This is a genomic window from Amycolatopsis sp. YIM 10 (assembly GCF_009429145.1).
Lineage (GTDB): Bacteria > Actinomycetota > Actinomycetes > Mycobacteriales > Pseudonocardiaceae > Amycolatopsis.
In genome coordinates, this window is record NZ_CP045480.1 from 3,711,566 (window position 1) to 3,735,698 (window position 24,133).

Here is a 24,133-nt window from a genome sequence, read left to right on the forward strand (position 1 = left end):
GGCTTGACCACCACCGCCGCCGACTCTGTGCCATTGGACGTCGCCGCCCTGCGCGCCGACTTCCCCATCCTGTCCCGTACCGTCCGGGACGGGAAACCCTTGGTGTACTTGGATTCCGGGGCCACCGCCCAGCGTCCGGCGCAGGTGCTCGACGCCGAGCGCCGGTTTCTCGAGACGGCCAACGCCGCGGTGCACCGCGGTGCGCACCAGCTCGCCGAGGAGGCGACCGACGCCTACGAGGACGCTCGCGCGCGCATCGCGGAGTTCGTCGGCGCCACCCCCGGTGAGCTGGTGTTCACCAAGAACGCCACCGAGGGCTTCAACCTGGTCGCCTACGCGATGAGCAACGCGGCGACCGCGGGGCCCGAGGCCGCGCGGTTCGCCGTCGGTGAGGGCGACGAGATCGTCATCACCGAGATGGAGCACCACGCGAACCTGGTGCCGTGGCAGCAGCTGGTCCAGCGGACCGGGGCGAAGCTGCGCTGGTTCGGCGTCACCGACGACGGCAGGCTCGACCTGTCGAGCCTGGACGACCTGATCACCGAGCGGACGAAGCTGGTGGCCTTCACCCACCAGTCGAACGTGCTCGGCACGGTCAACCCGGTGGCCACGCTGGTGGCCAGGGCGAAGCAGGTCGGCGCGCTGACCCTGCTCGACGCCTGCCAGTCGGTGCCGCACGCGCCGGTGGACCTGGCCGCGCTCGGGGTGGACTTCGCCACGTTCTCCGGGCACAAGATGCTCGGCCCGTCCGGGATCGGCGTGCTCTACGGCCGCCGGGAGCTGCTCGAGGCGATGCCGCCGTTCATCACCGGTGGCTCGATGATCGAACTGGTCCGGATGGAGGGCTCCACCTTCGCGCCGCCGCCGCAGCGGTTCGAGGCCGGTTCGCCGATGACCTCGCAGGCGGTCGGCCTCGGTGCCGCGGTGGACTACCTCTCCGCCGCCGGGATCGACTCGATCGCCGCGCACGAGCACCGGCTCACCGAGGCGGCGCTGGCCGGGCTCGGCGAGATCGCCGGGGTACGGATCGTCGGGCCGACTGACCTGGCCGACCGCGGGGGAGCGGTGTCCTTCGTCATCGACGGGGTGCACCCGCACGACGCGGGCCAGGTGCTGGACAGCCTCGGGGTCGCGGTGCGCGTCGGCCACCACTGCGCGTGGCCGCTGCACCGGCGGATGGGCGTGCCCGCCACCGTGCGCGCGTCCTTCTACCTGTACAACGAGCTGTCCGAAGTGGACGCACTGGTGCGCGGCGTGCGTGAGGCGCAGCGCTTCTTCGGGGTGGCTTGATGCAACTGCAGAGCATGTACCAGGAGATCATCCTGGACCACTACAAGAACCCGCACGGCCGCGGCCTGCGGGAGCCGTTCGACGCCGAGTCGTTCCAGGTGAACCCCACCTGCGGGGACGAGGTGACGCTGCGGGTCAAGCTGGACGACGGCACCGTCTCGGACATCTCCTACGAGGGGCAGGGCTGCTCGATCAGCCAGGCCTCGACCTCCGTGCTGAACGATCTGGTCGTCGGGCATACGGTGGAGGAGGCGATGACCACGCTGGACGCCTTTGTCGAACTGATGCAGGGGCGTGGCCAGGTGGAGCCGGACGAGGACGTGCTCGAGGACGGCATCGCCTTCGCCGGGGTGGCGAAGTACCCGGCGCGCGTGAAGTGCGCGCTGCTGGGCTGGATGGCGTTCAAGGACGCCGTCGCGCGGACTGCGAACGGAGAGGCGAAATGAGCGAGACCGAGGTTCCCGCCCACCGCGAGGGGCGCACCGCCGCCGACCTGCCCGAACAGCAGGCTCCCGCGGCCGACCTGGCCAAGGTCGAGGACCTGGAGGAGGCCATGCGTGACGTGGTCGACCCGGAACTCGGGATCAACGTGGTCGACCTCGGGCTGGTGTACGGCATCCACGTGGAGCCGGACAACACCGCCACCATCGACATGACGCTGACCTCGGCGGCCTGCCCGCTGACCGACGTGATCGAGGACCAGACCGCCTCCGTGCTCACCGGCGGCGCCGGGCTGGTCTCCGACTTCCGGATCAACTGGGTCTGGATGCCGCCGTGGGGCCCGGAGAAGATCACCGAGGACGGCCGGGACCAGCTCCGGGCACTCGGCTTCACGATGTAGCTTCACGAGGTAGAGGTAACTGTCGCGAAGGTGGTTTTCGAGACGTCTGGCGTCACGAAAGCCACCTTCGCGACATGTATAACGGCCTATACCGCCGCGCTCTGGGCTTCCAGGTGGTGCACGGCGGCGAACGCCAGCGCCCGGATGATCGGGTGCGGCGCCAGGTCCTCCCGCGCCAGTTCCGGCTGGAACAGGGTGGCCAGGAAGAACGGGTGCCCCGGCAGCTCCACCACACGCGGGTCCCCGGCCTCGTCGGCGCCGGTGAAGCGCAGCCCGTGTGAGCGCAGCAGCTCCAGGTACTCCGGGTTGCACCCGTACGAGCAGTGGTACCGCTCCACCGTCCGCGCGGCGCCCAGGATCTCGCCTGCCAGTGACTCCGGTTCCACGATGATCGCGCCTTCGTGACCGGCCAGTGAGCACGCGAGGGGCACGATCACCGGAGACGACCCGGACGGGTCGCTCTCCGCGTGCGAAGCCGAGTCCAGGCCGCACACCCCGCGGGCGAACTCCAGCAGTGCGTGCTGGAAACCGGCGCAGGTGCCGAGGAACGGGATGCCGCGCGTCCGCGCGGTCGTCACCGCGGCCAGCGCACCGGCTTCGCTGGCGTACGGGCTGCCCGGCAGCAGCCAGATCGCGTCGAAGCCGTCGACGTCAGCCGCCTCTTCGGTCGGGATCCAGTACGCGTCGAGCACGAGGCCGTCGCGCTCGGCGAGTTTTTCCAGCAGGCCGGGGATCCGGGTGTGCGAGCGGACGTGCGGGGAGCGGTCACCGACCAGGGCGATCCTGGCGGTGCTGGTGGTGGAAGGCGTGGTCATGGCTTCCATCGTGGTCCGCGCGCGAGTTCACGTCCAACGATGAAACATGCTGGCCGCATTAGCGATAATGATTGTTATGGATCCGCACCTGCTCCGTACCTTCGTCACGGTGGTGCGCTACGGCTCCTTCAGCGCCGCCGCCCGTGAACTCGGCTACACCCAGTCCGCGGTCTCCCAGCACATCGCCAGCCTGGAGGCCGACCTGGGCACCGTGCTGCTGTTCCGCCGCCCGGTGGCGCCGTCGGAGGCGGGCGCCCGGCTGCTCGAACACGCCGGTCCGCTGCTCATCCGCCTCGACGCCGCCCGCGCCGACATCACCCGGATGGCCGCGACCCCGAACGCCGCGGTCTCCGTCGGGGCTTCACCGCTGGCGGTGAAACCACGCCTGCCCGCCGCGCTTGCCGAACTGCGCCGCCAGCACCCGCGTGCCGAGGTCACGCTCCGCGTGCTCAGCCGCCAGGCGGTGCTCGACGAGGTGTCCACCGGCGCGCTCACCCTCGGCTTGGTCGACGGCATCGCCGCCCCGAGCGATCCGCTGCGCCTGCCCGAGGTCGCGCCGCTGACCGGCGTGGTCCGCGCCGCCGGTGACGACGAGCTGGTCGCCGCGCTGCCGTCCGGCCACCCGCTCGCCGGAAGGAAAGCGGTGCGCCTGGTCGACCTGGCCGACGCGCGGTGGATCGACGCGCCGGAGGCCGGTCTGCCGCTGACCCAGTTGCGCGCGAACGCCGAGTTCGGCGGCTTCCGCCCGGCACTGGCCTGCGACGGCACGGACGTCGCCGCGCTCACGGCGCTCGTCGCCGGTGGCCACGGCCTCGCCGTGCTGCCCCGCCCGGTCGCCGAGGCCGCGCCCGGCGTGACCGGCGTGCCGATCGCCGAACCCCGGCTGGTGCACTGCGTGGAGGTGGTGCACGCCGGTGACCTGGACGGGCCGGCCGCCGGGCTGTTCAAGGCGCTCACCTGAGCCGCCGCCGCTGCCCGCGGAACACCACGAACAGCAGCCGCAGCCCGACCAGCAGGCTCACCACCAGCAGGTTGTAGCCGAACACCTGGTTGAGCGTGACCTCCGGCAGCACCCGCGGCCCGGCCGAACTGCCGAGCAGCAGCACCGCCATCAGCCCGGTGGCGGCGCCGGTCGCGGCGAGCAGGATCTCGTGCAGCCAGCCGGTGATCACGTCGCGGTCCCGCTCGTCGGCGAGCAACCGCACCCCGACCGACAGCCTGCCCTGCTCCAGCGCGCTGCCGATCCGGTCCAGCCGCCGCGGCAGCCGTCGCACCACCGGCAGCAGCGACATCAGCTCATCGGTGGCGGCCTGCCGCAGCGACTCGGGGCGCAGTTTCTCGCCCACCTTGGCCATGGCGAACGAGCGCGACTCGCTCATCACGTCGAAGCCAGGGGAGAGCAGCCCCAGCGTGCCCTCCATGGTGGCCAGCGCGCGGAACACCGCGGCGATCGGCGGTGGCACCGACAGCCGGAAGCCGGTGATCACCTTGAACAGATCGGTGAACAGGTCGAGGTCCGCGGCCTGCCGGTGGCTGAAGTGCTTGGCCACCAAGGCACCCAGCGCGCGTTCGAGGCGGCGCTCGTCGATGTCGTCCGGGCGGTCGACGATCTCCAGCAAGCCGTCACGCAGCGCGGCCGGGTCACCGCGGTCGACCGCCGCGAGCAGGTTCTGCAGGCCGCCGCGCAGTCCGGCGTCGAGCCGCCCGACCGAGCCGAAGTCGAGCAGGCCGAGCCGCCCGTCGCCGAGCACCAGCACGTTGCCGGGGTGCGGGTCCGCGTGGAACACCCCGTGCAGCATCACCTGGTGCAGCAGGCAGTCCAGCAGCGAGCGCGCCAGCACGGGCCGCCGCTCGGCGGTCACCGCGGCCGAGCCGAGCGGAACGCCGTCGAGCCTGCTCATCACCAGCACGCGCTCGGTGGACAGTCCTTCGTGGACGGTCGGCAGCGCGACGGTGTCATCCGGCCGCGCCGCCGCCACCGAGGCCAGATTCCTTGCCTCCACGCGGAAGTCCAGTTCCTCGATCAGTGCCGCGGCGAAACCTTCGGCGAGTTCGGCGACGCCGAGCGAGCGCGCCCACTTCGTGCGCTGCTCCAGCGAGCGTGCGACGCGGTGCACGATGTCGAGGTCGCGTTCGACCACGCGGCGGACGCCGGGCCGTTGCACCTTGACCACCACCCGCTCACCGGAGCGCAGCTTCGCGCGGTACACCTGCGCGATCGACGCGGCGGCGATCGGGGTCGGGTCGAACTCGGCGAACACCTCGGCGGGCGGCGCGCCCAGCTCGTCGCGCAGGAGCTGTTCGACCAGCTCGGCCGGGGCGTGCGCCACGCCGTCCTGCAGGCGGCTCAGCTCGTCGATGAACGGCTGGGACAGCAGATCGGGCCGGGTGGACATGAGCTGCCCGAGCTTGACGAAGGTGACTCCGGCGTCTTCGAGCGCCATGCGCAGCGAACGGGCCAGCGCGGCTTCGCGCCCGGCGTCCGGGTCGCGGCGCCCGCTCAGGTACGGGCCGAGGCCGTGCTTCACCGCGATGCGGGTGATCTGCGAGTACCGGCGGCCCCGCGCGGCCTTGGCCCGCGCCGCGCGGAACCGGCCGACCAGGCCGAGCCCGCCGCCGCTGGGCATGGCGAGTTCCACCACGAACAGGAAGATCAGCGTGGTGACGAACGCGGCGCCGGCGATCGGCACGAGCAGGCCGAGAAAGGCGGCCGGGCTGGCCGGGTCGACCGGCGGCAGGAGGCTGAACACGCCGGTGACCACCGTCCAGCCGAGCAGCGCGCCGGTGAGCGCGCGGAGGGCGCCGATGCGCACGCCGAGCACCCGCCGGGAGGCGGCCACCAGCGGCCAGAGGAACACGACGTAGAACGGCAGGCTGAGCAGACCGAAGAGCAAGGAGGACACCCGGGAAGTAGAGCAATCCGCCGGGCCGCACGGGTCCCGCTCGCGCGGGTGGAGCCTCCCTCCCGAGAGGGAACCCGGGTTCGCGCGCGTCCGCCTACGATCACGGGGTGCGCCTGCTCAACCCGGTGGTGAACCGGTCGACCTACCGCCGCTGGGCCTACCTGATCCTCGGCGGCGCGCTGATCGTGCCCTACCTGATCTTCGCGTCGATCGCGATCCCGTCGGTGGCCCCGTTCGCCGCCGACATCGGCACCGCGTCCGCGGTGGGCGGGCTGGCGGCGATCCTGGTCATGGTGGCCAGCTCGTTCATCCCGGCGGTGCGGGTGCTGGAAGGTACCGCCGTGCGCGAGCTGCTCGACGACCCGGCGCCGGGTGCGACCTTCGGCCGCGCGGAGAACTGGCCGGTGCGGTTGCGGTCGAGCGCGATGTTCGTGGCGCACGTGCTCGCCGGTGGTGTGCTGAGCTTTCTGAGCCTGGCGTTGCCGGTGTTCTTCGTGCTGTCGGTCTCGGCGCCGTTCAGCGGGCGGATCGCGATCGGCTCCGAGGAGGGCATCGCGGTGCCGCGCGGCTGGGCCGGGGTGTGGGTGCCGGTGCTGTTCCTGGCGCTGGTGATCGGGCTGGTCTACACGGTCTGGGCGGTGGGCGGCCTGCTCGGCCGCGCGGCGGCGACGCTGCTCGGCATCTCCGCGGCCGACCGGATCGCCCAGCTGGAGAAGCGCACCGAACAGCTCGCCGAGCGCAACCGGCTGGCCAGGGAACTGCACGATTCGGTGGGGCACGCGCTCAGCGTGGTGACCATCCAGGCCGGTGCCGCGCGGCGGACGCTGCGGCGTGATCCGGACTTCACCGAGCGCGCGCTGGAGGCCATCGAGGATTCCGCGCGTTCGGCACTGGAGGACCTCGACCACGTGCTGGGCCTGTTGCGTGAGGAGAAGTCCGGCAAGGCACCGCAGGCGGGACTGGCCGAACTGCCCGGCCTGCTGGAGGCGACCAGGCTGGCCGGGGTGCCGGTGACCGCGGAGATCACCGGCGAGCCCGCCGAGGTGCCCGCGGTGGTTTCCCGCGAGGCGTACCGGATCCTGCAGGAATGCCTGACCAACGCGTTGCGGCACGCGGGTAAGGTCCCGGTCGCGCTGCGCGTGGCGATCGGCGGGGACCAGCTGGAACTGCTGATGCGCAATCCCGCCGGGCCGCCGGTCGCCTCACGGGGCACCGGCGGGCGCGGGGTCCGCGGCATGGCGGAACGGGTCGAGGTCCTGCGCGGGGAGTTCAGCGCGGGGCGCAACGGAGAACACTGGGAGGTCGTGGTGCGGTTGCCTTGGGGAGCCGGGAAGTGATCGGCGTGCTGCTGGTCGACGACGAGCAGCTGATCAGGGCGGGGCTGCGGGCGATCATCGAGTCCGAGCCGGAGCTGAGCGTGGTGGGGGAGGCCGGTGACGGCGCCGAGGTGCCCGGCCTGGTCGCCCGGCTGCGGCCCGACGTGGTGCTGATGGACGTGCGGATGCCCGCGGTGGACGGCATCCGCGCCACCGGGCATCTTATGTCCACAATGGACAACCCGCCGAAGGTCGTGGTGGTGACCACGTTCGAGAACGACGACTACGTCTACGAAGCGCTGCGCGCCGGGGCGAGCGGCTTCCTGCTCAAGCGTGCCCGGCCGGAGGAGATCGTCTCGGCGGTGCGCACGGTCTCGGCCGGTGACTCGCTGCTCTTCCCGGCCGCCATCCGCCGCCTCGCCGCCACGCACGGCGGCGCCGGTGGTGGTCAGGACGGCCTGGCCGCCGCCGGACTGACCGAACGCGAGTCCGAGGTGCTCAGACTTGTCGCCAAAGGACTGTCCAATGTGGAAATAGCCGGGGAGCTTTTCCTCGGCGTGCAGACGGTGAAGACCCACGTGGGCAACCTACTGGCGAAACTGGGGGCGCGGGATCGGACGCAGGCGGTGATCCGGGCGTACGAGTCGGGGTTCATCAAGCCCGCCTAGTGTCCTGAGTTGTTAATTCGTGTGCAGTAGCGTGCGATGGAGTCGAGGATCTGGTCGGCGGTTTTGGTCCAGACGTAGGGTCGTGGGTCGTCGTTCCAGGTTTCGATCCAGGCGCGGATGTCGCGGTTGAGTGCGCGGACGCTGGTGTGGCTCGCGCGTTGGAGTTTCTTGGTCGTGAGTTCGGAGAACCAGCGTTCGACGAGGTTGAGCCAGGAACTCGACGTCGGGGTGAAGTGCACGACGAAGCGCGGATGACTGGCCAGCCAGCGTTTGATCACCGGGGTCTTGTGGGTCGAGACGTTGTCCATCACCAAGTGCACCGCCAGTTCGGCGGGCACTTCTTTGTCGATGGCGGTCAGGAATTTCTTGAACTCGATCGCGCGGTGGCGTGCGTGCAGCCGGCCGATGACCTTGCCGGTGGTGATGTCCAGTGCCGCATACAGGCTGGAGGTGCCGTGCCGGGTGTAGTCGTGCGTGGCGCGCTGCGGCGTGCCGGGCAGCATCGGCAGAACCGGAGCGGTGCGGTTGAGCGCCTGGATCTGGGACTTCTCGTCCACGCACAGCACCACCGCCCGCTCCGGCGGAGCGAGATAGAGCCCGGCGACGTCTTTGACCTTGTCCACGAACAACGGGTCCTTGGACAACTTCCATGATTCACGGCGATGCGGCTGCAGGCCGAACGCGTTCCAGATCCGCGTCACCGCGGTCTGGGTCAACCCCGACTCCGCGGCCATCGACCGGGTCGACCAGTGCGTGGCATTCGCGGGCGCCGACTCCAGTGTCGCGGTGATCACTGCCTCGACCTGCTCATCGGTGATCGTGCGCGGACGCCCAGGACGCGCCTCGTCCAGCAACCCATCCAGCCGGTCGGTCACGAACCGCGACCGCCACTTCGCCACCGTCGCCCGCGTAATCCCCAACTCCGCGGCGATCTCGCTGTTCGAGCCACCTTCGGCGCACCGCAACACAATCCGGGCCCGCAAGGCCAGCGCCTGCGCCGTCTTCCGGCGCCGCGTCCAGCACCGCAACATGCCCGCCTCGTCCTCGGACAACACCAACTCGGGCAGCTTCGGGTTCGGCATGCCACCGAACCCTACGCCTGCACACGAACTAACGACTCAGGACACTAGTACCAGGTGAACGCGGTGCGCCACAGCCACGGCGCGACGAGCACGGCGGCCCAGGCCACCCCGGTGGCGAAGGCGAAGGCGCCGACGGTGAGCAGCAGGCGGTTCACCTTGACGGAGAAGCAGGGTTCTTCGTAGTCGTTCACCGGACCTCCGGTTCTTCGGGGATTACGGGGTCTTCCCCGGGGGTCAGGCCGCGCCTGGCCATCAGCCAGCGCAGCGGGGCGGCCGCGGAGAGCGGGTGCCCCGGCGTCCAGCCCTCCAAAGAGGACACCAGGAAGTAGCCGACCGCACCGAAGTCCCGGTCGGCCGCGAGCACCAGGTTGTCCAGGCCCGCCTCGGCCAGCCAGTCGCGGATCGCGGTGCCGTCCGGGGTCAGGTCGGCCGCGGCGGCCACCTCGGTGAGCAGGTCGGCCTTCACCACCGCCACGGCCAGCGGCAGCCGGTCGATGGGGACCCGGAACAGGCGCAGCCGCTGCACGGTGAGCTGGTAGGTGGCCTCGGCGTCCCTGGTGGCCGGGTGCGCGCGGCCCAGCACCTCCTGCCCGGCCGTCTCGGCCAGCACGGCGGGCACGGTGAACGGGTCGAGCACGAACACCAGCCCGGTGGCGTTGTCCAGGAAGGACAGTGCCGCGTTCTCGTCCCAGTCCTGGTAGAACTCACCGGCGGCGTCGAACAGGTGCAGGTAGGCGTGCTCGCCGAGCTGCCCGAACCCGCGGCGCACGCGCAGTCGGACGGTCACCGCGGCGGGGAAGTGCCCGGCGGCGGTCTTCGAGGTCTCCGCCCGCTCGCGGATGATCCGCGCGCCCTCGTCGAACACCCGCCTGCTGGCCTCGTCGTCGAATTCGACGTCCCCGAGTTCGAGCAGCGCCGCGAAGGTGAGCCGCGTTTTGCCCGCCGACACCGCGCCGATCACCGGCACGCGGACTTCCGGGATGGTGGCCGCGTGCTCGCGCAGGTCCGCCGAGCACGCCGGGCAGTAGTGGCCCAGCCGCCGGGCCGCGCGGAAGACCGTGGTCGGCAGCAGCTGCCCGCATCCGCAGCGCCGCCACCACGCGCCGAGCGCACCCGGCCGGAGGTCGCGGTGCGTGCGGTCGCAGTCCGGACCGGAGCAGCGGAACCACGGCAGTGGCACCGGCCGGTAGCACTCCTGGCACCCGGCCGGACCGCCGAGCCGGGACCGCACCACCGCGTCGAGCCTGCGAGCGCCACCCGCGACGGCGAGCCGCAGTGCCTCCAGCGCCCCGAGCAGGAGCAGCGCCGGCACCAGCAGCGCGATGCCGCCGAGCACCACCCCGGCCGACCAGGCGAGCGCGCCGCCGAGCACCACCGCCGCCAGCGGCCAGCCCACCACGGCCAGCGTCAGCTGCACCCGTTCGTGCAGTTCCCGGATCAGCGGCGCCACCCGCCGCACCGGGTACCACCCGCCCCGGCTGAGCCTGACCAGTTTTCCCGCCACCGCCCACAAATCGACCTGCGCCTGCCCGGGCAGGTAGGCGGGCCAGGCGTGATCCCTGGGGATGGTGCCGCGGCGCGGGACGAGCAGCGGGATCTCCCCGGTGGACACCATCGCCGGGGTCACCGTCACCGGCCGGTGCCCGCGTGGCCCGCTCACGGTGAGCACCGTGGTGCCCGCGGCGGCGAGCGCGCCCGCCGCGGCCGCCGCGGGCACCAGCAGGAGGACGGCGGGCCAGACGAAGTAACCGACGGCGAGTTCGGCGAGCAGGTAGTACCCGATCAGCACACCCGCGCCCGCCAGGATGGCGAGCACCACGATGCCCACGCGTTCCACGACTCACTCCCGCAGGTGCTTGGCGGCTCGCGACCGCGCACGCCGCGAGCGGACGCCGTACGACTTGATCCAGCTCTGCCACACGTGCAGGTTCTCCTCGTCGAGTTCGCCGACGAGGGCGGTGATGCGCTGGCGCCCCTGCCGGTCGAGCAGCCGGGTCCAGTCGGCGAGGATGGACAGCAGCGCCTCGTTCTCCGCGTCGGGCAGCACACCCGACCACTGCAGGTCCAGCGCGAGCACGGCGAGGCCGTCGGCACCGGCCTCGCGTTTGAGCAGGCGCGGCAGCCTGGCGATGAGCAACCGGTGCATCGCGTGCCCGGCCCCGCGCAGCGCGAAGGCGGCGTACTTGCCTCGCGCGCCGACGAGGACCGGGAGAACCGTGTCCTCCCTGGCGGCGAGCACCGCCTCGCTGAGCCGGTCCAGTTCGTCCGGTTCCGGGCGCGGGCGCCGAGGGGAGCGCAGGTGCGCGAGCCAGGCGTGGAGCAGGCGATCTTCGTGGTGCCATCCGGCGAACGGGTGCCGGCGCAGTTCGTGGCCGAGCGCGGTGAGCCGGTCCAGCAGGTCCAGCTTGGCCGCGGTCGGCAGGCCCCGGTTGCCGCGGGCGGCCAGGTCGAGCATGCGCTCGGCCAGTGCGGGGGAGATCTGGTGCCCGGCGGGCAGGCCGCCGAGGAACACCCCGGCGTCGGCCAGGTCCAAGCGGGTCTGCGAGGTGAGCGCGGTCCACGCGGCGAGGTCGTCGTGCTCGGTCGCCTTGCGGGCCACGTGCGTGAGCACGTCGCGCCGGAGCCCGGCGTCGCCGGTGGCCGCGGCGGCACCGGCGAGTTCGCGGTCCAGCGGCCGGGCCGGTTCGTGGATCGAGGTCCAGAGCACCCTCCACCACCGCGTCCGCAGCGCGGTCACGGTGGCGTCGCGCGTGGCGGGATCCTCCAGCCGGCGCTTCAGTTCCTCACGGAGCAGCAGGACCATCGCGGGGGCGCAGTTCCACCTCGCCGGGTGGATGTCCAGCTCCGGGTGGTCGGCCCACCAGCGGCTGAACCCGGCGAACCGGCGCTGTCCGCGCTCCGGGGCGACCGGCACCCCGTGCCGGGTGGCGATCTGGAGCAGGGTGTCGCACTGGGCCGGTTCCGCCCGGTCCAGCGCCTCCGCCACCTCCCGGACGGCGGCGTCCCCGGTGAGTTCGCCGGACGGCAGGACACGCAGGCCGCGGAGGTGGCGCTGGGACTCTTCCCACGTGTGGTGGGCACGCGCGTCGGCCAGCTCCGCGGCCAGCACACCGGATCGGAGTTGCTCGCGCAGCCGGGCGTCGCTGCGTTCGTAGAGCGCGTCGTACAGGTCGTAGCGCGCCTCCAAACCCGGTGACGTGGCGAGGATCTGCGCGGCCAGCGGCTGGCCAACTTCGGCGACCACCTCCGGCGGCTGCCGCTTCAGCCAGTTCGCCAGCGCCGCGGCGTCGGCGGGCCGGACCGGTTCGCGCAGCCGCAGCGTGCTCGCGGCCAGCCGGTCCTGCGCGGCCAGTTCCTCGGCCGGGTCCGCCGCGTCGCCGAACTGATCGGCCAGCTCGACCGCGTCGATGACGTCCAGCGGGTCGGCGCCGAGGAAGCGCGGCACCCAGAAGTGCGCGACCGGCGCCGTCCTGGCCACGGTGTGGCTGCGGTCGCGCAGGTCGAACACGCAGAACCCGGACTCCCGCACCGAACCGGCCCAGTCCGGGTGCACCGCCAGCACGTCGTGCCTGCTGTACTGCAGATTGCTGACGAACGCGCGGAAGCTGACGCGCAGCGCCACCCGCTGCGGCAGCAGGAGAGTACCGGCGATGAGCCAGCAGAAAACCGGCTCCGGGTCGTCGGCGACAAAAACGATCCGCTGCGGGCTGTCGGACCGCAACGCGGACAACGCGGAGACCACGGCGATCAGGAAATCCTCGGCCCCCGGCTGACCGGCCACCCAGGACCGCACGGCGTGCGCGGTCCAGGGACCCGGCTGGGGTTCGGGCCCGACCCCTTCGCACCGCGTGGTCGGCGCCGGGCGTTCCGCCCACCACGGCGCGCCCCACAACTGCGCCGGGCGGAGCTGGCCGTACGCCTCGGGGTCGCCGGTGGTGATCGCGTGGGTGAACTGGTTGCCCTCGCGCATGCCGTTGGCTTCGGTGCCGAGGTAGATCCCCCGCGCGGTGACGAACCGGTCCTCGAAGACGTGCGCGAGTGACGGCGGGTACAGCTCGACCGGGCGCCGCCGCCGGATCCACTCCGGCGGTGGTTCGTACAGCGCCGACCGCTGCACGATCGACATCTCGTCGTGGCCGACCTCGGGGGAGGCGGCCTGGAACTGGAACCCGGCGACCCCGCGCAGGCCCTGGCCCGGCAGGCAGTCGGTGTAGAACAGCGAGCCGAACGCGGCCCGGCGCCCGGTCACTTCCGCGTCCGGCCGACGATGCCGGACAGGCTGAGCAGCCACAGCAGCGGCTCGTCCACCCGGTGCGGCTGGATGCCGCGCGCGTTCACCGAGTTGCTGGCGTAGTCCGGGGTCGCGCCCAGCGCCGACACCGCGAAGTAGCGGTACTTGCGGTAGTTGAGCCGCAGGTGCGAGTCGATGGCGTCCGCGCCCAGTTCGCCCAGCAGGTCCAGGACGTGGTCGTGGGTGGCGGCGCCGGCCCGCTCGTCGTAGGCCGGACCGGCCGCGGGCGGCCGCATCAGCGGGTGCGCCGGGCCGAGCGAGTCGAAGAAGGAGTCCATCTTGGCGAACACCACCGCCATCGGCACCGGGATCAGCCCCGAGTTCGTCCGCTGCCGCAGCGCCTCGGTGACCCGGTTGAGCACCTCCTGCGGTGGTTCGTTCTCCCGGATCGCGTTGTCCGGCACGGTGATCCGCCCGCGCGCGCCGGGCAGCTGCCACGGGTCGAGCACCACGATCAGCGCACTGGTCCACCGCAGGTAGTGCTGGGTGTAGACGCTGTCCTGGGTGGTCATGTCCTCGCCCGCGGCGTCGTAGAAGGACAGCGTGCTGCTCAGCGGCCGGGGCCGGCGGGCGAAGCGACGGCGGGACGTGCGCCATTCGAAGACGATCGGCGCGCGCACACCGTCGATCGCCGACCGGGTGGTCTCCGGCAGCACCTTGTCCACGAAGAGCGCCCGCTCGTAGGTCTCGAACCAGCGCTTGGTCGAGGCCTCGCCCGCGTGCTGGTCGCCGATCAGCCGGGTGTCGGCGCCGAACCGGCGGCGGATCGCGTGCTGTAGTTCGTGCATGAGGACGGTGAGGAAGACGGTCTTGCCCGCGCCCTTGCCACCGATCAGGCCGACGAGCGGACTGCGCGGGTCCTCGCCGAAGGTGGTGGGCAGCGTGGTGTGGCAGGTCGGGCAGGCACGAATTCGGGACACCGCACCGCATTCGGGGCAGGTCCCGGCCTTCCCCCGGCCCGGCGCCGGGAACGTGGGCCAGGACTCCAGGGCGTAACCGGTGAGCTGGCGCCGGTTCTCGTCCACCCGCTTGCGGCAGCCGTTGCCCGCGGCCGAGCCGCGCCCGTGGCACTGGAAGTGCAGTGCCGACAAGGAAACTTCGTGGTAGCAGTAGGGGCAGACCAGCTTTCTCACCGGCGCGCCTCCAGCCGTTCCCGCGCACGGGTGACGAATTCGAGCGTGCCGGGGTCGGCCGCGAAGCACACCAGCCAGCGGTGCTTCTCGGCGGGCAGCTCGACCACCAGCTGTTCGCTTCCCGACGCGTCCAGGTGGAGCCGGTGCCTGGCCAGCTCGACGCCTTCGGCGGGGTGTGCCGGCGGCAGCGGCCCGTCGGCGGCGACGACCACGACCTCGCCGCCGCGCACCGGGTCGATCGCGGCGAAGGTGATCGTCATTTCCCGGCGGCGCCAGCGGTTCCGCTGCACGGTGTAGTCCACCCTGGCGGCGTATCCGGGGACCTCGACGACTTCCGGCGCCGACAACGCGGTTCCGTCGGCGGAGGTCGCCGTGCCGCGGATCTCGACGTGGATCGGGTCGTTACCGGCGTGGATCCGGCAGCCGTTCGCTTCGTAGGCGTACGCGGAGATGTCGGCCGTCCGCGGCTCACCATCCCGGTCCGTCCAGCTCACCCGCGCCCCGGCGAGGCCAGGTGGCCAGATCCAGGAGAGCACGATTTCCGCGCCACGCCGTTGCGCCACCGCCTGGCTGACCGGCAGCGCGGTGCCCAGCCGGGCCGCGACCCCGACGGTGGCCTCGGCGCCGAGCACGGTCACCGGCAGGTACCACTGCCACCCCGGCGCGACCTCGCCGGTCAGCCGGACCCGGTCGCCTTCCGGTTCCGGGCGTCCGCGCAGCTCCTCGCCGTAGGTCTCCAGTGCCGTGGCCGAGATCCGGTCACCGGGGTGCCAGTCCGGTGGTGCCGCGGCGAAGCGGATCCGGACCGCGCCGGTGGCCCGCCGATGCCACCGCGCGGTCACCCTGGGGCCGAAGCCCGGCGTCGCCGGTTCCAGCTCGACCGCGATCGGTTCGTCCGATGTGGACAGATCACGCGCCCTGAAGTGGAACGGCTCGCCGGGGTGACGGCTGCCGTCGGCCAGTTCGTACACCGGCTGCACCTGGTACGCCGCGTCACCGGTCACTTCGTCCTGATAGGACACCCGGCCGTGGTCGTCCGGGCGCACGGTCCGGTGGACCACGGTGTCACCGGGGGTGCGCCGGATCCGCACCTCGGTGGTCTCCGGCCGGACCTGCCAGACCAGTTCGAGGCGATCCCCGTCGCGCCGGGTTTCCCGCAGTTCGACCGAGGGGAACACCGGGATCGCCGTGCGTGCCGGGTCCGACCAGTCCTGGTCCGGTGAGGAACGGGCGAACACGGCGTAGTGCACGGACGGGCCGACGGGCGCGTCCGCGTCGACGAACTCGGTTCCGGCGATCTCGGTGACCACCGTGCCCGTGTCGTGGCCGGGTGGCTCTGCCTCGTGCCGGACCACGCGGTACCGGGTGGCTCCCGTGTGCCCGTCACCCGGTTCCCACCGGAGCAGGACGCACAGTCCCTTCGTCGCCGCTTCCAGTTCGCGTGGTGGGGTTTCCGCGTGCCGTGGAGCTGCGGTTTCCGGTGGGCGGGCTGCATCCGTCGTGCGCTGGTCCAGAGCGGCCAGCAGGATCTCGGAGACCTGGGCACCACCGGCGGCCAGCCGCTCGGCGATCAGCCGCAACGGCAGCCCGGCCGTGAGGGCGGCGGTCGTCCACGGCGGCACCGGGACGTCGTGTGCCTCTCGGACGGCCAACCCGGCGAGCCGTACAGCGCGGTCCACTTCGTGCGACGGGACAGCCGGTAAAGCGTGGTACAGCGCGGAAAGCACCCGCGGGGTCAGCGCGTCCAGCGGCTCGTACGCGTCCTTGACGAAGGTGGTCAGTTCGTCCGGCGCCGCCGCGACCGGCGGAGCTTCCCTCGAGCGCCACCAGTCCGCGGACTTCAGCAGTACGCCGTAGGTCCCGTGGAGATCGGCGTCCTCGGCCAGGAAGCGGTCGTAGACCCGTTTGAGCGTGCGGGGAGTGGTGACCGCGGCGGAGACCCGGCGCCAGAGTTCGCGCACCTCTTCGGTGCGGGCGAGGAGTTCGTCGTCGGTCATCTCGCCGGACAACGCGTAGCGCGCGAAGAGTTCGTCCTCCGCGGCCGGGGCACCGCCGGTGCGATGGGGCTTGACCACGCGGTCTTCGTAGGCGATCGGGTCGAGCGGCTCCATCAGCTGCCTTCCCGGCTCTGGGCACCACAGCAGGTGCGGATGAGTTCGGCGGTGAGCGTGACCGGGGCGTGCTCGAGCACTTCGCCGAGTTCGGGGTCGGTGAGCAGGGCGAGCAGTTCCTCGTCGTAGTCGGGCTTGCCGACCGAATCGGGATACCGCTCCAGGTAGTCGGCCAGCACCGGCCAGCGCACCCGCAGCACGGTCCACAGCGCCAGCGCGTCGCTGTCCACCACGACCCCTTCGAGCGTGCGCGTCGCGCGGAGCACGCTGTAGGTGTTCACGAACCGCTTCATCCCGCGTGGGTTGCGGTGCAGCAGCCCGGCGAACTTCTGCAGCGCGTGCTCGCTCAGGTCGGCGGACTCGGATTCGGCGAGCTTCTTCGCCGTGGCGGGCGCGGTGAACTCCCGGACCGGCGGGCTTGCGCCCTCCCAGGCACGCATCGCGTCCAGCACGTGCGAGCTGCCTTCCACCTGACTGGCCACCAGTTCGGCTTCTTCGGCCGCGGCGGCGGCCGGGGCAGGCTCGCGGATGTTGAGTATCCGGTTGAAGTAGGCGCTCATCGCGTCCGTGCCGATGGCGGGCATCGGCACGCTCAGCTGGAAGAGCTTGTCCAGGAACAGATAGCCCAGCGGCCGGGTCGGTTCCTCGGCGGCGGGCGCCAGCTTCTCGTAGCGGACCTCGTAGGCCCGGCGCAGCCAGTTCCCGTGCGCGGCCACCAGGAAGTAGGCCGAGCGCTGGCCCTTGCGCGGTTTGCCCGGCGCGTCACGGACCAGGGTCTGCACCGCGTCGAGCAGGTCGACGACGTAGTCCTCCGAACACCGGTCCAGGTCGTCGATGAAGAACACCACCCGGCGCTTCGACCGGGAAACCAGCCACGCGAACTGCTCGGCGACCTCCTGCATCGGATTCGTGTGGATCTGTTCCAGCCGCCGCGCGCCCCGTGCCGAGTTCCACAGCAGGAAGCGGCTCGCCACCAGTCCCGCCACCCAGATCGCGGTCACCGCGGCGAGGATCGCGGTGACCGCCCGCGCGGTGTCCCCGACGTCCTTCGCGGTCTTCCACGCCGGGCTCAGCCACAGGATCGCCGCCAGCACCACCACGGTCACCAGCAGTCCGGAGACCAGGAACGGCACCCCGCCGGTCCGCCGGGCGCGCCGGACGGTCTCCACCAGCCGCAGCCGGGTCCGGCCCCAGGCGGACAGCTCCAGCGCCACCCGCTGGCGCAGCGCGGTCAGCAGCGCCCACCACGGCGGATCGACCCGGTTGTGCCGCCAGGCGTCGAATTCGACCACGAGGAACTCGTCGGCCAGCTTCGGGCTGAGCAGGCCGAGCAGGGTGGTCTTCCCGGACCCCCACGGGCCTTCCAGGTGTACCAGGAACGACGGTTTCGGTTCGCTGAGCGACATCCGCTTGAGCCGGACGGCGAGCACGTCGGCGAGCGCGTCGCGCTTGAGGTCGTCGTGCGCGGCCGGTGAGTCGTTGAGCCAGCTGACGAACTCTTCGCGGCGGACACTGCTTTCGGCGAGCCGCCGGGCGGCCGCGCTCCGGACCGCGGCCGGTTCGTCCTCCCGCAGCCTGGCGCCCGCGTAGTCGGCCATCGCGGCGGGCAGGCGGTATTCGGCGGCGCTGCCCGGCCGTTCGAGCAGGCCGCGCTGGTGCAGTTCGTCCAGCGCCCGCCCGGCTTCGGTGGTGGAGATCTCGGCCAATGCGGCCAGCCCGGCGGCGACGATCGTGCGGTCACCGGCCAGCGAAAGCAGGGTGAGCCGGCGCTGCTGGCCGGGCGAGAGCTTGCGGACGCGGAGCGCGCACCGGGCCACCACCACCTCCGGCGGATCGCCCGGCGCTTCGAGCGGCCCGCTCTGGTCGGCCAGCGCGGCCAGCCGTTCGCTCACCGTGCCCGTGCTCATCGCGGCGACTCCGGCGGCGAGCTGCCGGATGCTCCCCGGCAGGTAGTCACCGGCCCAGGCCAGCTCGTCGGCGTCCGCGTCGGAGACGTCCACAATGGACTTGACCAGCGCGGCCGCGTCACCGCGCGCCAGCACGTTCAGCGCGACCTCGGGCACATTGGCCTCGGTGAGCCCACGGGGTGGCTTGTTCGTGATGGCCACCGTGAACGGACCGGTCCGGTAGGTGCGAAGGCGGAGGACCTCTTCCGCGGTGCGGGGGTTGTCGAGCAGCAACAGGGTCGGTTGGGTGAACCGGGCACCGTAGGCCTTCGACCTGGCTTCCGGCGCCTCCGGGATTTCGTCCGGTGACACGCCGAGGCCGCGCAGGATGCGGCCGCGCGCTTCGTGCAGCGCGGTGTCGCGGTCCTCCGGCAGTGCGGCCAGATCGAGGTAGCACACGCCACCGGGAAACCGCGCGGCGTTCCGGCGCGCCCAATGCACCGCCAGCGCGGTTTTGCCCAGTCCGGCCCGGCCGGTCAGCAGGACGAGATCCGAGCCTTTCCGGTGGTACTTGTCGAGCTGGGCGAGCGTGTCCGCCCGGCCGGCGAATTCGGCCGGGCTCGGCGGCAGGCCGGGAAAGGCGGGCGCTGTCCGCTGCGCCAGATCCGGTGCCTCGCCGTGGATCCAGACCTTCACCTGCTCGGTGCGGTAGAGCGTCTGCACCGGGTGGAACGCGTCGAGGTCCGCTTCCGGCAGGCGGCGCAGTACCCGGTGCGCCTGCTCGGAAAGCGCGAGTTCGAGTTCCGCGCAGGCCGCGCCGCCGGTGGCGTCACCACCGGCCAGCCAGTGCCCGAAGTCGGCTTCACCGGCCAGGTGCAGTGCCGCGCGCACCCGCAGCCGGTTCGCTTCGCCCGACTGCTCGTTGTACCGGTGCACTTCGGTGCGCAGCGGACCGGCGAGCAGCTCGGTGACCGAGGTGATCGCGGCGTCGTCCGGGATGCGCGTGCGCAGGCCGTCCCGGTCCGGGCGCGGGGTCAGGCCGCTGCTCGCGGCCGCCCGCTCGAACAGCGAAGCCAGCGCTTCCCGGTTCGCCCGCCGCCGGAGTTCGTCGGATTCCGCCTCACCGGCCAGGCGCAGGGTGAGCGCCAGCGACTCACTACCGGGCAACGGACGCGCCTCCGTTCGGAGCGGACGAGTGGGGACTCACCCACCAAAGTCGCCCGTGCCGCGCATTCGTTTCAGCCGGATGGCCGGGTACCGCTGTCCGGGTGACGTTCAGGCGCCGACGGAGCGGACGTCCCGGCCGCCCTTGCCGCGCAGCACTTCGACGCGGTCGGAGCCGGGACGGCCGAGCACCCAGCTCGATCCCGGCACCTGCTTGGCCCGCTTCTTCAGCGGCGCCAGCAGTTTCGACACGTCGCGGTAGGAACCGACCGACGCGGTCATGCACACCAAAGTGGCCAGTGACACCGAAACCGGGAGGCCGTCGGCCGACCACGAGGTGTCCAGCACCGCCGCGGCCAGGGTGGCGATCTCGTCCACGTCGCAGGCGACCAGGAAGTCGTCGCCGCCGACGTGGCTGATGGTGACCCGGTGCAGCCGCGCGGCCGCCTCGCTCAGCGTGCGGCCCAGCTCCCGGATGAGGTCGTCGCCCGCGGCGAAACCGGCCTTGTCGTTGACCGACTTGAACGCGTCCACGTCGAGCCAGGCGGTGACGAACGGCTCGCGGGCGGCGATCCGGCGGTCGATGTCCCTGGCCACGGTGTCGGTGCCGGGCAACCGGGTCAGCGGGCTGAGCGCGGTGGCCTCCTCGACCTTCGCCTCGGCCACCCCGCGCACCACCTCGGTCACCAGCACCACGCCGAGGCACCGGCCGCGCCGGTCGACCACCACCACGTCGTCGCCGGTGCGGTCCCAGTCGGCGTCGGCGACCACGTCCAGCAGTTCCAGCGCGGAGGCCTCGGCGTCGATCGTGTGCGGGGTGTCGGCCAGCCGGTCGGCGGAGCGCTTGGCGTGCAGCGCGTGCCCGTACGGCCCGGTGAAGGCGAGCAGGAACCGCGCCCGGTCGACCGACCACAGTGGACGGTCGTGCTGGTCCACCCCGACGATGCCGGTGGCGCGTTCCGAAGCGGCCAGTGCCTCCCGGACGTCCTCGCAGGTGGCCGAGGCGGGCAGGGTGGTGGCCGGCTTGAGGAAGTCCTTGACCCGGGGCGCGGCCGGGGAAGCGACCCGGTCGCCGGTCACCGGCAGCGGGGTGGTCACCCCGTCCAGCCGGCCGCCCGGCTCGGTCCCGGTGAACAGCGGCCCCTGCGCCACCCGGATGCCCAGGCCGCGCACCACCTCGAAGTGCGCGGTGTTCTCCACGCCGGTGGCCACCAGCCGGGCGCCGGTGCGCGAGGCGAAGTGCAGCAGTGACTCGAAAACCGCCGCGGAGGCGGTGTTGCCCGCGGCATGCGCGGTCAGCGTGCCGTCCACCTTCAGCGTGCTCACCGGCGCCGCGGCCAGCAGGGCCAGCGGCAGGTCGCTGCGGCCGAGCCCGTCCAGCGCCAGCCGGAAGCCGAGATCGGTCAGCGCGGCCATGCTGTCGAGCAGGTCGGCCGGGCGCACCCGGCTGAACGGCGGCCCGATCTCCAGCACCACCTCGCGCGGGCGCCTGCCCACCTCGTCGAGCACGTCGAGCAGCGGGGTGAACCGCGCGGCGCCCTCGGCCACCGAGGCGGCGGTGAGGTTCAGGTGCAGCGGCAACAGGGCTTCGCCGGTTTCGGCACCGCCCTCGGCCTCCTGCCGGACGGCGTGCGCGGCCAGTGCCACGTCGGTCTCGGCGAGCCTGCCGGCGCGGGCGGCCTCGTCGAGCAGCCTGGCCACCGAGTGCTCCCCGGTACCGGCGCGCGCGAGCGCTTCCAGTGCCACGGCACCGCCGGTGTGCAGGCTGTACAGCGGCTGGAAGGCGAAGCTGACGGCGATCTGGGTCGGGCCCACGCCCGCATCGTGCCGAGTCCGGGGTGGATTCGGGTGGTCTGTAAACAAAAGTTCATCGGCTGGTCGCGCAATTAGACCATCCGGGTGCGGATTCGCCACGGTGCGAGCCGGAAAAGCCCCGCCATCGCGGCCGCCGTTCCCGCCAGGTCTTCACGACCGGACAGATAGGCGCGCTGCCGATCAGGTGGCAGCGAGAAGAACATTTCGAAGAATTCCGGTACCTGCGCGGAGGGTAACCGGGTCAGCACACGAAGGCCGAATCGCCGCAGGGCGTGGACCTCGCGCGCGGTGGCCGAGGCCACCACGGCACGCGCGGCGCGATCGGCGTCACGCGGGTTCGACGCGGCCGCGATGGCCTGTGCCACCGGGGAAGCGAGTCGCAGCGCGGTGCCGAGGCTGTACCCGGTGGCGGGGTGCGCGAAGCCACCGGCGACGCCGAACGCGAGCGTGCGCGGAATGGGCAGATCGAGCGGAATGCGCACGCGTTCCGGTCCGCCTGGTTCGTCGACTCCGGCGGCGGCCAGTCGCGCGCGCAACCGGGCGGAAAGAATGTGCTGTGGCAGCCCGGGTTTCGCGGCGAGGCAGGTTTCCTCGACCAGTGTGCGGCCATCGCCGAGCGGGAGTGAATAGAGAAAGGTCGGGGCCGGGAAATCGTCGGCCACCTGCCGCCAATCCATGAACACGGCCGTGCCGGGGGAGTGGCCGGTGACCCGCTCGGCCGCCGCCTCGTCCAGCGCGACGCCGAACGCGGTCTGCTCGGCCGGCCGCCGCACCGGGCCACCGGTGAGGGCGCGCCGGGCACCGGTGGCGTCGACGGCCACCGCGCAGGCGAGCCGCCTGCCGTCGGCGAGCCGGACGGTCGCCCCGTGATCCCCGCGGGTGACACTCTCGACACGTCCGGTGATCACTTTGACCGCCGGATGGGCCAGCCAGTCGCGCAGCCCGGCGTTGTCGGCCACGACGTACTCGCGGTCGATGGTGTGCGTGGTGACGGCGGTGGCCAGCACGGTGTGCGGGACGGCGGCCACGGCGGAATCCGGCAGGCCGGGCACCTCGTCGCGCCAGAGCCCGTAGACCGGCGTCCACGCCCGCCGCGGCGACGGATCCACCAGGACCACGCGCACCCCCGCGCGGGCGCAGGCCCCGGCCAGCGCCCAGCCCGCTGGCCCGGCCCCGGCGATGATCGTGTCCATCCCCGAATCCCATCACAACCGTGGTTAGGGTGTGGGCCGTGTCGAACTCCGCCGAAGATCCGCGAGCGCGCCGCCGTGACCACGACCGGCAGGCCGCGCGCTCTTCGGCGGCGGCGGACCTGGCCAGCAGTCCTTTCCGGATCGACCGCGACCGCATCGCCGCCTCGCCCTTCTTCGCCCGGCTCGGCGGGGTCACCCAGGTGGTCAGCGCGGGCGGGGCCGGGTTGCTGCACAACCGGCTCACCCACAGCCTCAAGGTGGCGCAGGTGGCCAGGGCGATCGCCGAGCGGATCGCCGCCGCGCCCGACAGCGCCGAACTGGCCGAGAAACTGGGCGGCTGCGACCCCGACGTGGCCGAGGCCGCCGCGCTGGCGCACGACCTCGGGCACCCGCCGTTCGGGCACCTCGGTGAGCAGGTGCTCGACCGGATCGCCCGCCACCGCTACGGCCTGGCCGACGGCTTCGAGGGCAACGCGCAGACCTTCCGGATACTGACCACCACCGACGTCCGCGGCCCGGCCGCGATCGGCCTCGACCTGACCGCCGCGGTGCGCGCGGCGGTGCTGAAGTACCCGTGGGCGCGGCTGCACGTGCCCGACCCGCACCCGTCCGGCATGCGCGTGCCGCCGCGCGGGGCCGCCGAACCCGAGGACGGGCCGGGCACCGGCGCGAGCAAGTTCTCCGCCTACAGCACCGAACTGGACGACTTCGCGCAGGCGCGGGCGCCGTTCGCGGGCAGGCTCGAGCACTGGCAGCAGACCGTCGAGGCCTCCGTGATGGACACCGCGGACGACATCGCCTACGCCATCCACGACCTGCAGGACTTCCACCGCATCGGGGTGCTGCAGCACGCGTCGGTGGCCGCCGAACTGGGCCAGTGGTCCGCGCGGATGACCGAACTGTCCGAACTGGACGGAGAGACGCTGGCCGCCGAACGGCGCAAGCCGGGTTACTCCCTGGAACGCCTGCGCCGCCGCATGCATGCCAAGGACCGCTGGATCGTCGACGACGAGGCGTTCGCGCTGGCGGTGGCGCGGGTGCGCGGTGAACTGGTCGACGACCTGCTGGCCGGCGCGTTCGACGGCTCGATCGAGGCCGAGCAGGCCACCGCCGCCTTCTCCGCGCGCTGGACCGCGCGGCTGGTCGGCGGGGTGTCGCTGACCCCGTCGCCGTCCACCCGCTCCGGCCACGTCACCCTGCGACCCGCCCAGTGGCACGAGGTGCAGGTGCTCAAGTTCGTGCACCGGCGGTTCGTCCTGCTCCGCCCGGACCTGGCGCTGCACCAGCGCGGTCAGGCCAGCCTGGTGTCCACTTTGGTCGACGCGCTGGACGCGTGGCTGGTCGACCGCGACGAGGCTTCCCGTCTCCCGCGGCGGCTGCACGACCTGGTCGAGCTGGCGCACCGCGAATACACGCAGCTGGCGGCGCACTCGCCGGAGCTGCTGATCGGGGCCACCGGGGAACCGGTGCGCGGACAGGACGAGGTGCGCGCGCTGGCCCGCGGGCGCGCGGTGGTCGACTTCGTCGCCTCGCTGACCGACAAGCAGGCTGTCAGCCTGCTCGACGCGCTGACCGGCCGGGCGTCGCAGCCGTGGTCGGATTCGTTCGTCCTCTAGGAACACGCC

18 protein-coding genes are annotated in these 24,133 nt (G+C 72.3%); 7 read left to right on the top strand and 11 right to left on the bottom strand.

The window, feature by feature from the left end:
* The first annotated feature begins 3 nt into the window (after positions 1-3).
* The 3 genes from YIM_RS18025 to YIM_RS18035 are packed head-to-tail and all read left to right on the top strand — an operon-like array spanning position 4 to position 2,131.
* Positions 4-1,290, top strand: coding sequence for a cysteine desulfurase (locus YIM_RS18025; protein ID WP_153031456.1), 1,287 nt, complete (start codon positions 4-6; stop codon positions 1,288-1,290).
* Complete coding sequence (gene sufU / locus YIM_RS18030) at positions 1,290-1,736, top strand: Fe-S cluster assembly sulfur transfer protein SufU (RefSeq protein WP_153031457.1); 447 nt, start codon at positions 1,290-1,292, stop codon at positions 1,734-1,736. The genes YIM_RS18025 and sufU overlap by 1 nt, the downstream gene beginning before the upstream one ends.
* Positions 1,733-2,131, top strand: a complete 399-nt coding sequence (locus YIM_RS18035; RefSeq protein WP_153031458.1) for a metal-sulfur cluster assembly factor — start codon at positions 1,733-1,735, stop codon at positions 2,129-2,131. The genes sufU and YIM_RS18035 overlap by 4 nt, the downstream gene beginning before the upstream one ends.
* An 86-nt stretch (positions 2,132-2,217) precedes the next feature.
* On the opposite strand, the gene YIM_RS18040 is transcribed toward YIM_RS18035, so the two are convergent.
* The gene (locus YIM_RS18040) at positions 2,218-2,946 is read right to left on the bottom strand and encodes a hypothetical protein (RefSeq protein WP_153031459.1); all 729 of its coding nucleotides are present in this window, start codon (positions 2,944-2,946) and stop codon (positions 2,218-2,220) included.
* A 76-nt stretch (positions 2,947-3,022) separates the two neighbouring features.
* Here YIM_RS18040 and YIM_RS18045 point away from each other — a divergent pair, with 76 nt between their 5' ends.
* A complete protein-coding gene (locus YIM_RS18045; protein ID WP_153031460.1) occupies positions 3,023-3,907 on the top strand; it encodes a LysR family transcriptional regulator in 885 nt (294 codons plus the stop codon).
* On the opposite strand, the gene YIM_RS18050 is transcribed toward YIM_RS18045, so the two are convergent.
* Positions 3,900-5,849, bottom strand: a complete 1,950-nt coding sequence (locus YIM_RS18050; RefSeq protein WP_153031461.1) for an AarF/ABC1/UbiB kinase family protein — start codon at positions 5,847-5,849, stop codon at positions 3,900-3,902. The genes YIM_RS18045 and YIM_RS18050 overlap by 8 nt on opposite strands.
* 107 nt (positions 5,850-5,956) lie before the next feature.
* Between YIM_RS18050 and YIM_RS18055 the strand changes: the two genes are divergently transcribed.
* Positions 5,957-7,186 (top strand): sensor histidine kinase, encoded by a 1,230-nt coding sequence (locus YIM_RS18055; protein WP_153031462.1) that lies wholly within the window; start codon positions 5,957-5,959, stop codon positions 7,184-7,186.
* Entirely contained in the window at positions 7,183-7,833 is a 651-nt protein-coding gene (locus YIM_RS18060) for a response regulator transcription factor (RefSeq protein WP_153031463.1), read from the top strand. Before YIM_RS18055 ends, YIM_RS18060 begins: the two co-directional genes overlap by 4 nt.
* Here the strand turns inward: YIM_RS18060 and YIM_RS18065 are convergent.
* The 9 genes from YIM_RS18065 to YIM_RS18105 form a co-directional block, all read right to left on the bottom strand.
* A complete protein-coding gene (locus YIM_RS18065) occupies positions 7,830-8,915 on the bottom strand; it encodes an IS630 family transposase (protein ID WP_153028979.1) in 1,086 nt (361 codons plus the stop codon). The genes YIM_RS18060 and YIM_RS18065 overlap by 4 nt on opposite strands.
* A 44-nt stretch (positions 8,916-8,959) precedes the next feature.
* Positions 8,960-9,106: a hypothetical protein gene (locus YIM_RS18070; protein WP_153031464.1), complete on the bottom strand. Its 147-nt coding sequence runs from the start codon at positions 9,104-9,106 to the stop codon at positions 8,960-8,962.
* Positions 9,103-10,752 (bottom strand): hypothetical protein, encoded by a 1,650-nt coding sequence (locus YIM_RS18075; protein WP_153031465.1) that lies wholly within the window; start codon positions 10,750-10,752, stop codon positions 9,103-9,105. The genes YIM_RS18070 and YIM_RS18075 overlap by 4 nt, the downstream gene beginning before the upstream one ends.
* A 3-nt stretch (positions 10,753-10,755) precedes the next feature.
* Positions 10,756-13,164, bottom strand: coding sequence for a GTPase-associated protein 1-related protein (locus YIM_RS18080; protein WP_153031466.1), 2,409 nt, complete (start codon positions 13,162-13,164; stop codon positions 10,756-10,758).
* A complete protein-coding gene (locus tag YIM_RS18085; RefSeq protein WP_153031467.1) occupies positions 13,161-14,339 on the bottom strand; it encodes a zinc ribbon domain-containing protein in 1,179 nt (392 codons plus the stop codon). The genes YIM_RS18080 and YIM_RS18085 overlap by 4 nt, the downstream gene beginning before the upstream one ends.
* Positions 14,336-16,450, bottom strand: coding sequence for a hypothetical protein (locus YIM_RS18090; RefSeq protein WP_153031468.1), 2,115 nt, complete (start codon positions 16,448-16,450; stop codon positions 14,336-14,338). The genes YIM_RS18085 and YIM_RS18090 overlap by 4 nt, the downstream gene beginning before the upstream one ends.
* Positions 16,450-19,503, bottom strand: coding sequence for a P-loop NTPase fold protein (locus tag YIM_RS18095; RefSeq protein ID WP_153031469.1), 3,054 nt, complete (start codon positions 19,501-19,503; stop codon positions 16,450-16,452). Before YIM_RS18095 ends, YIM_RS18090 begins: the two co-directional genes overlap by 1 nt.
* A gap of 108 nt (positions 19,504-19,611) precedes the next feature.
* A complete protein-coding gene (locus YIM_RS18100) occupies positions 19,612-21,315 on the bottom strand; it encodes a GGDEF domain-containing protein (protein WP_153031470.1) in 1,704 nt (567 codons plus the stop codon).
* 71 nt (positions 21,316-21,386) lie between these two features.
* Entirely contained in the window at positions 21,387-22,508 is a 1,122-nt protein-coding gene (locus YIM_RS18105) for a lycopene cyclase family protein (protein WP_153031471.1), read from the bottom strand.
* A 38-nt stretch (positions 22,509-22,546) separates the two neighbouring features.
* On the opposite strand from YIM_RS18105, the gene YIM_RS18110 reads away from it, so the two are divergent.
* Entirely contained in the window at positions 22,547-24,124 is a 1,578-nt protein-coding gene (locus tag YIM_RS18110) for a deoxyguanosinetriphosphate triphosphohydrolase family protein (protein WP_153031472.1), read from the top strand.
* Positions 24,125-24,133: the final 9 nt, after the last annotated feature.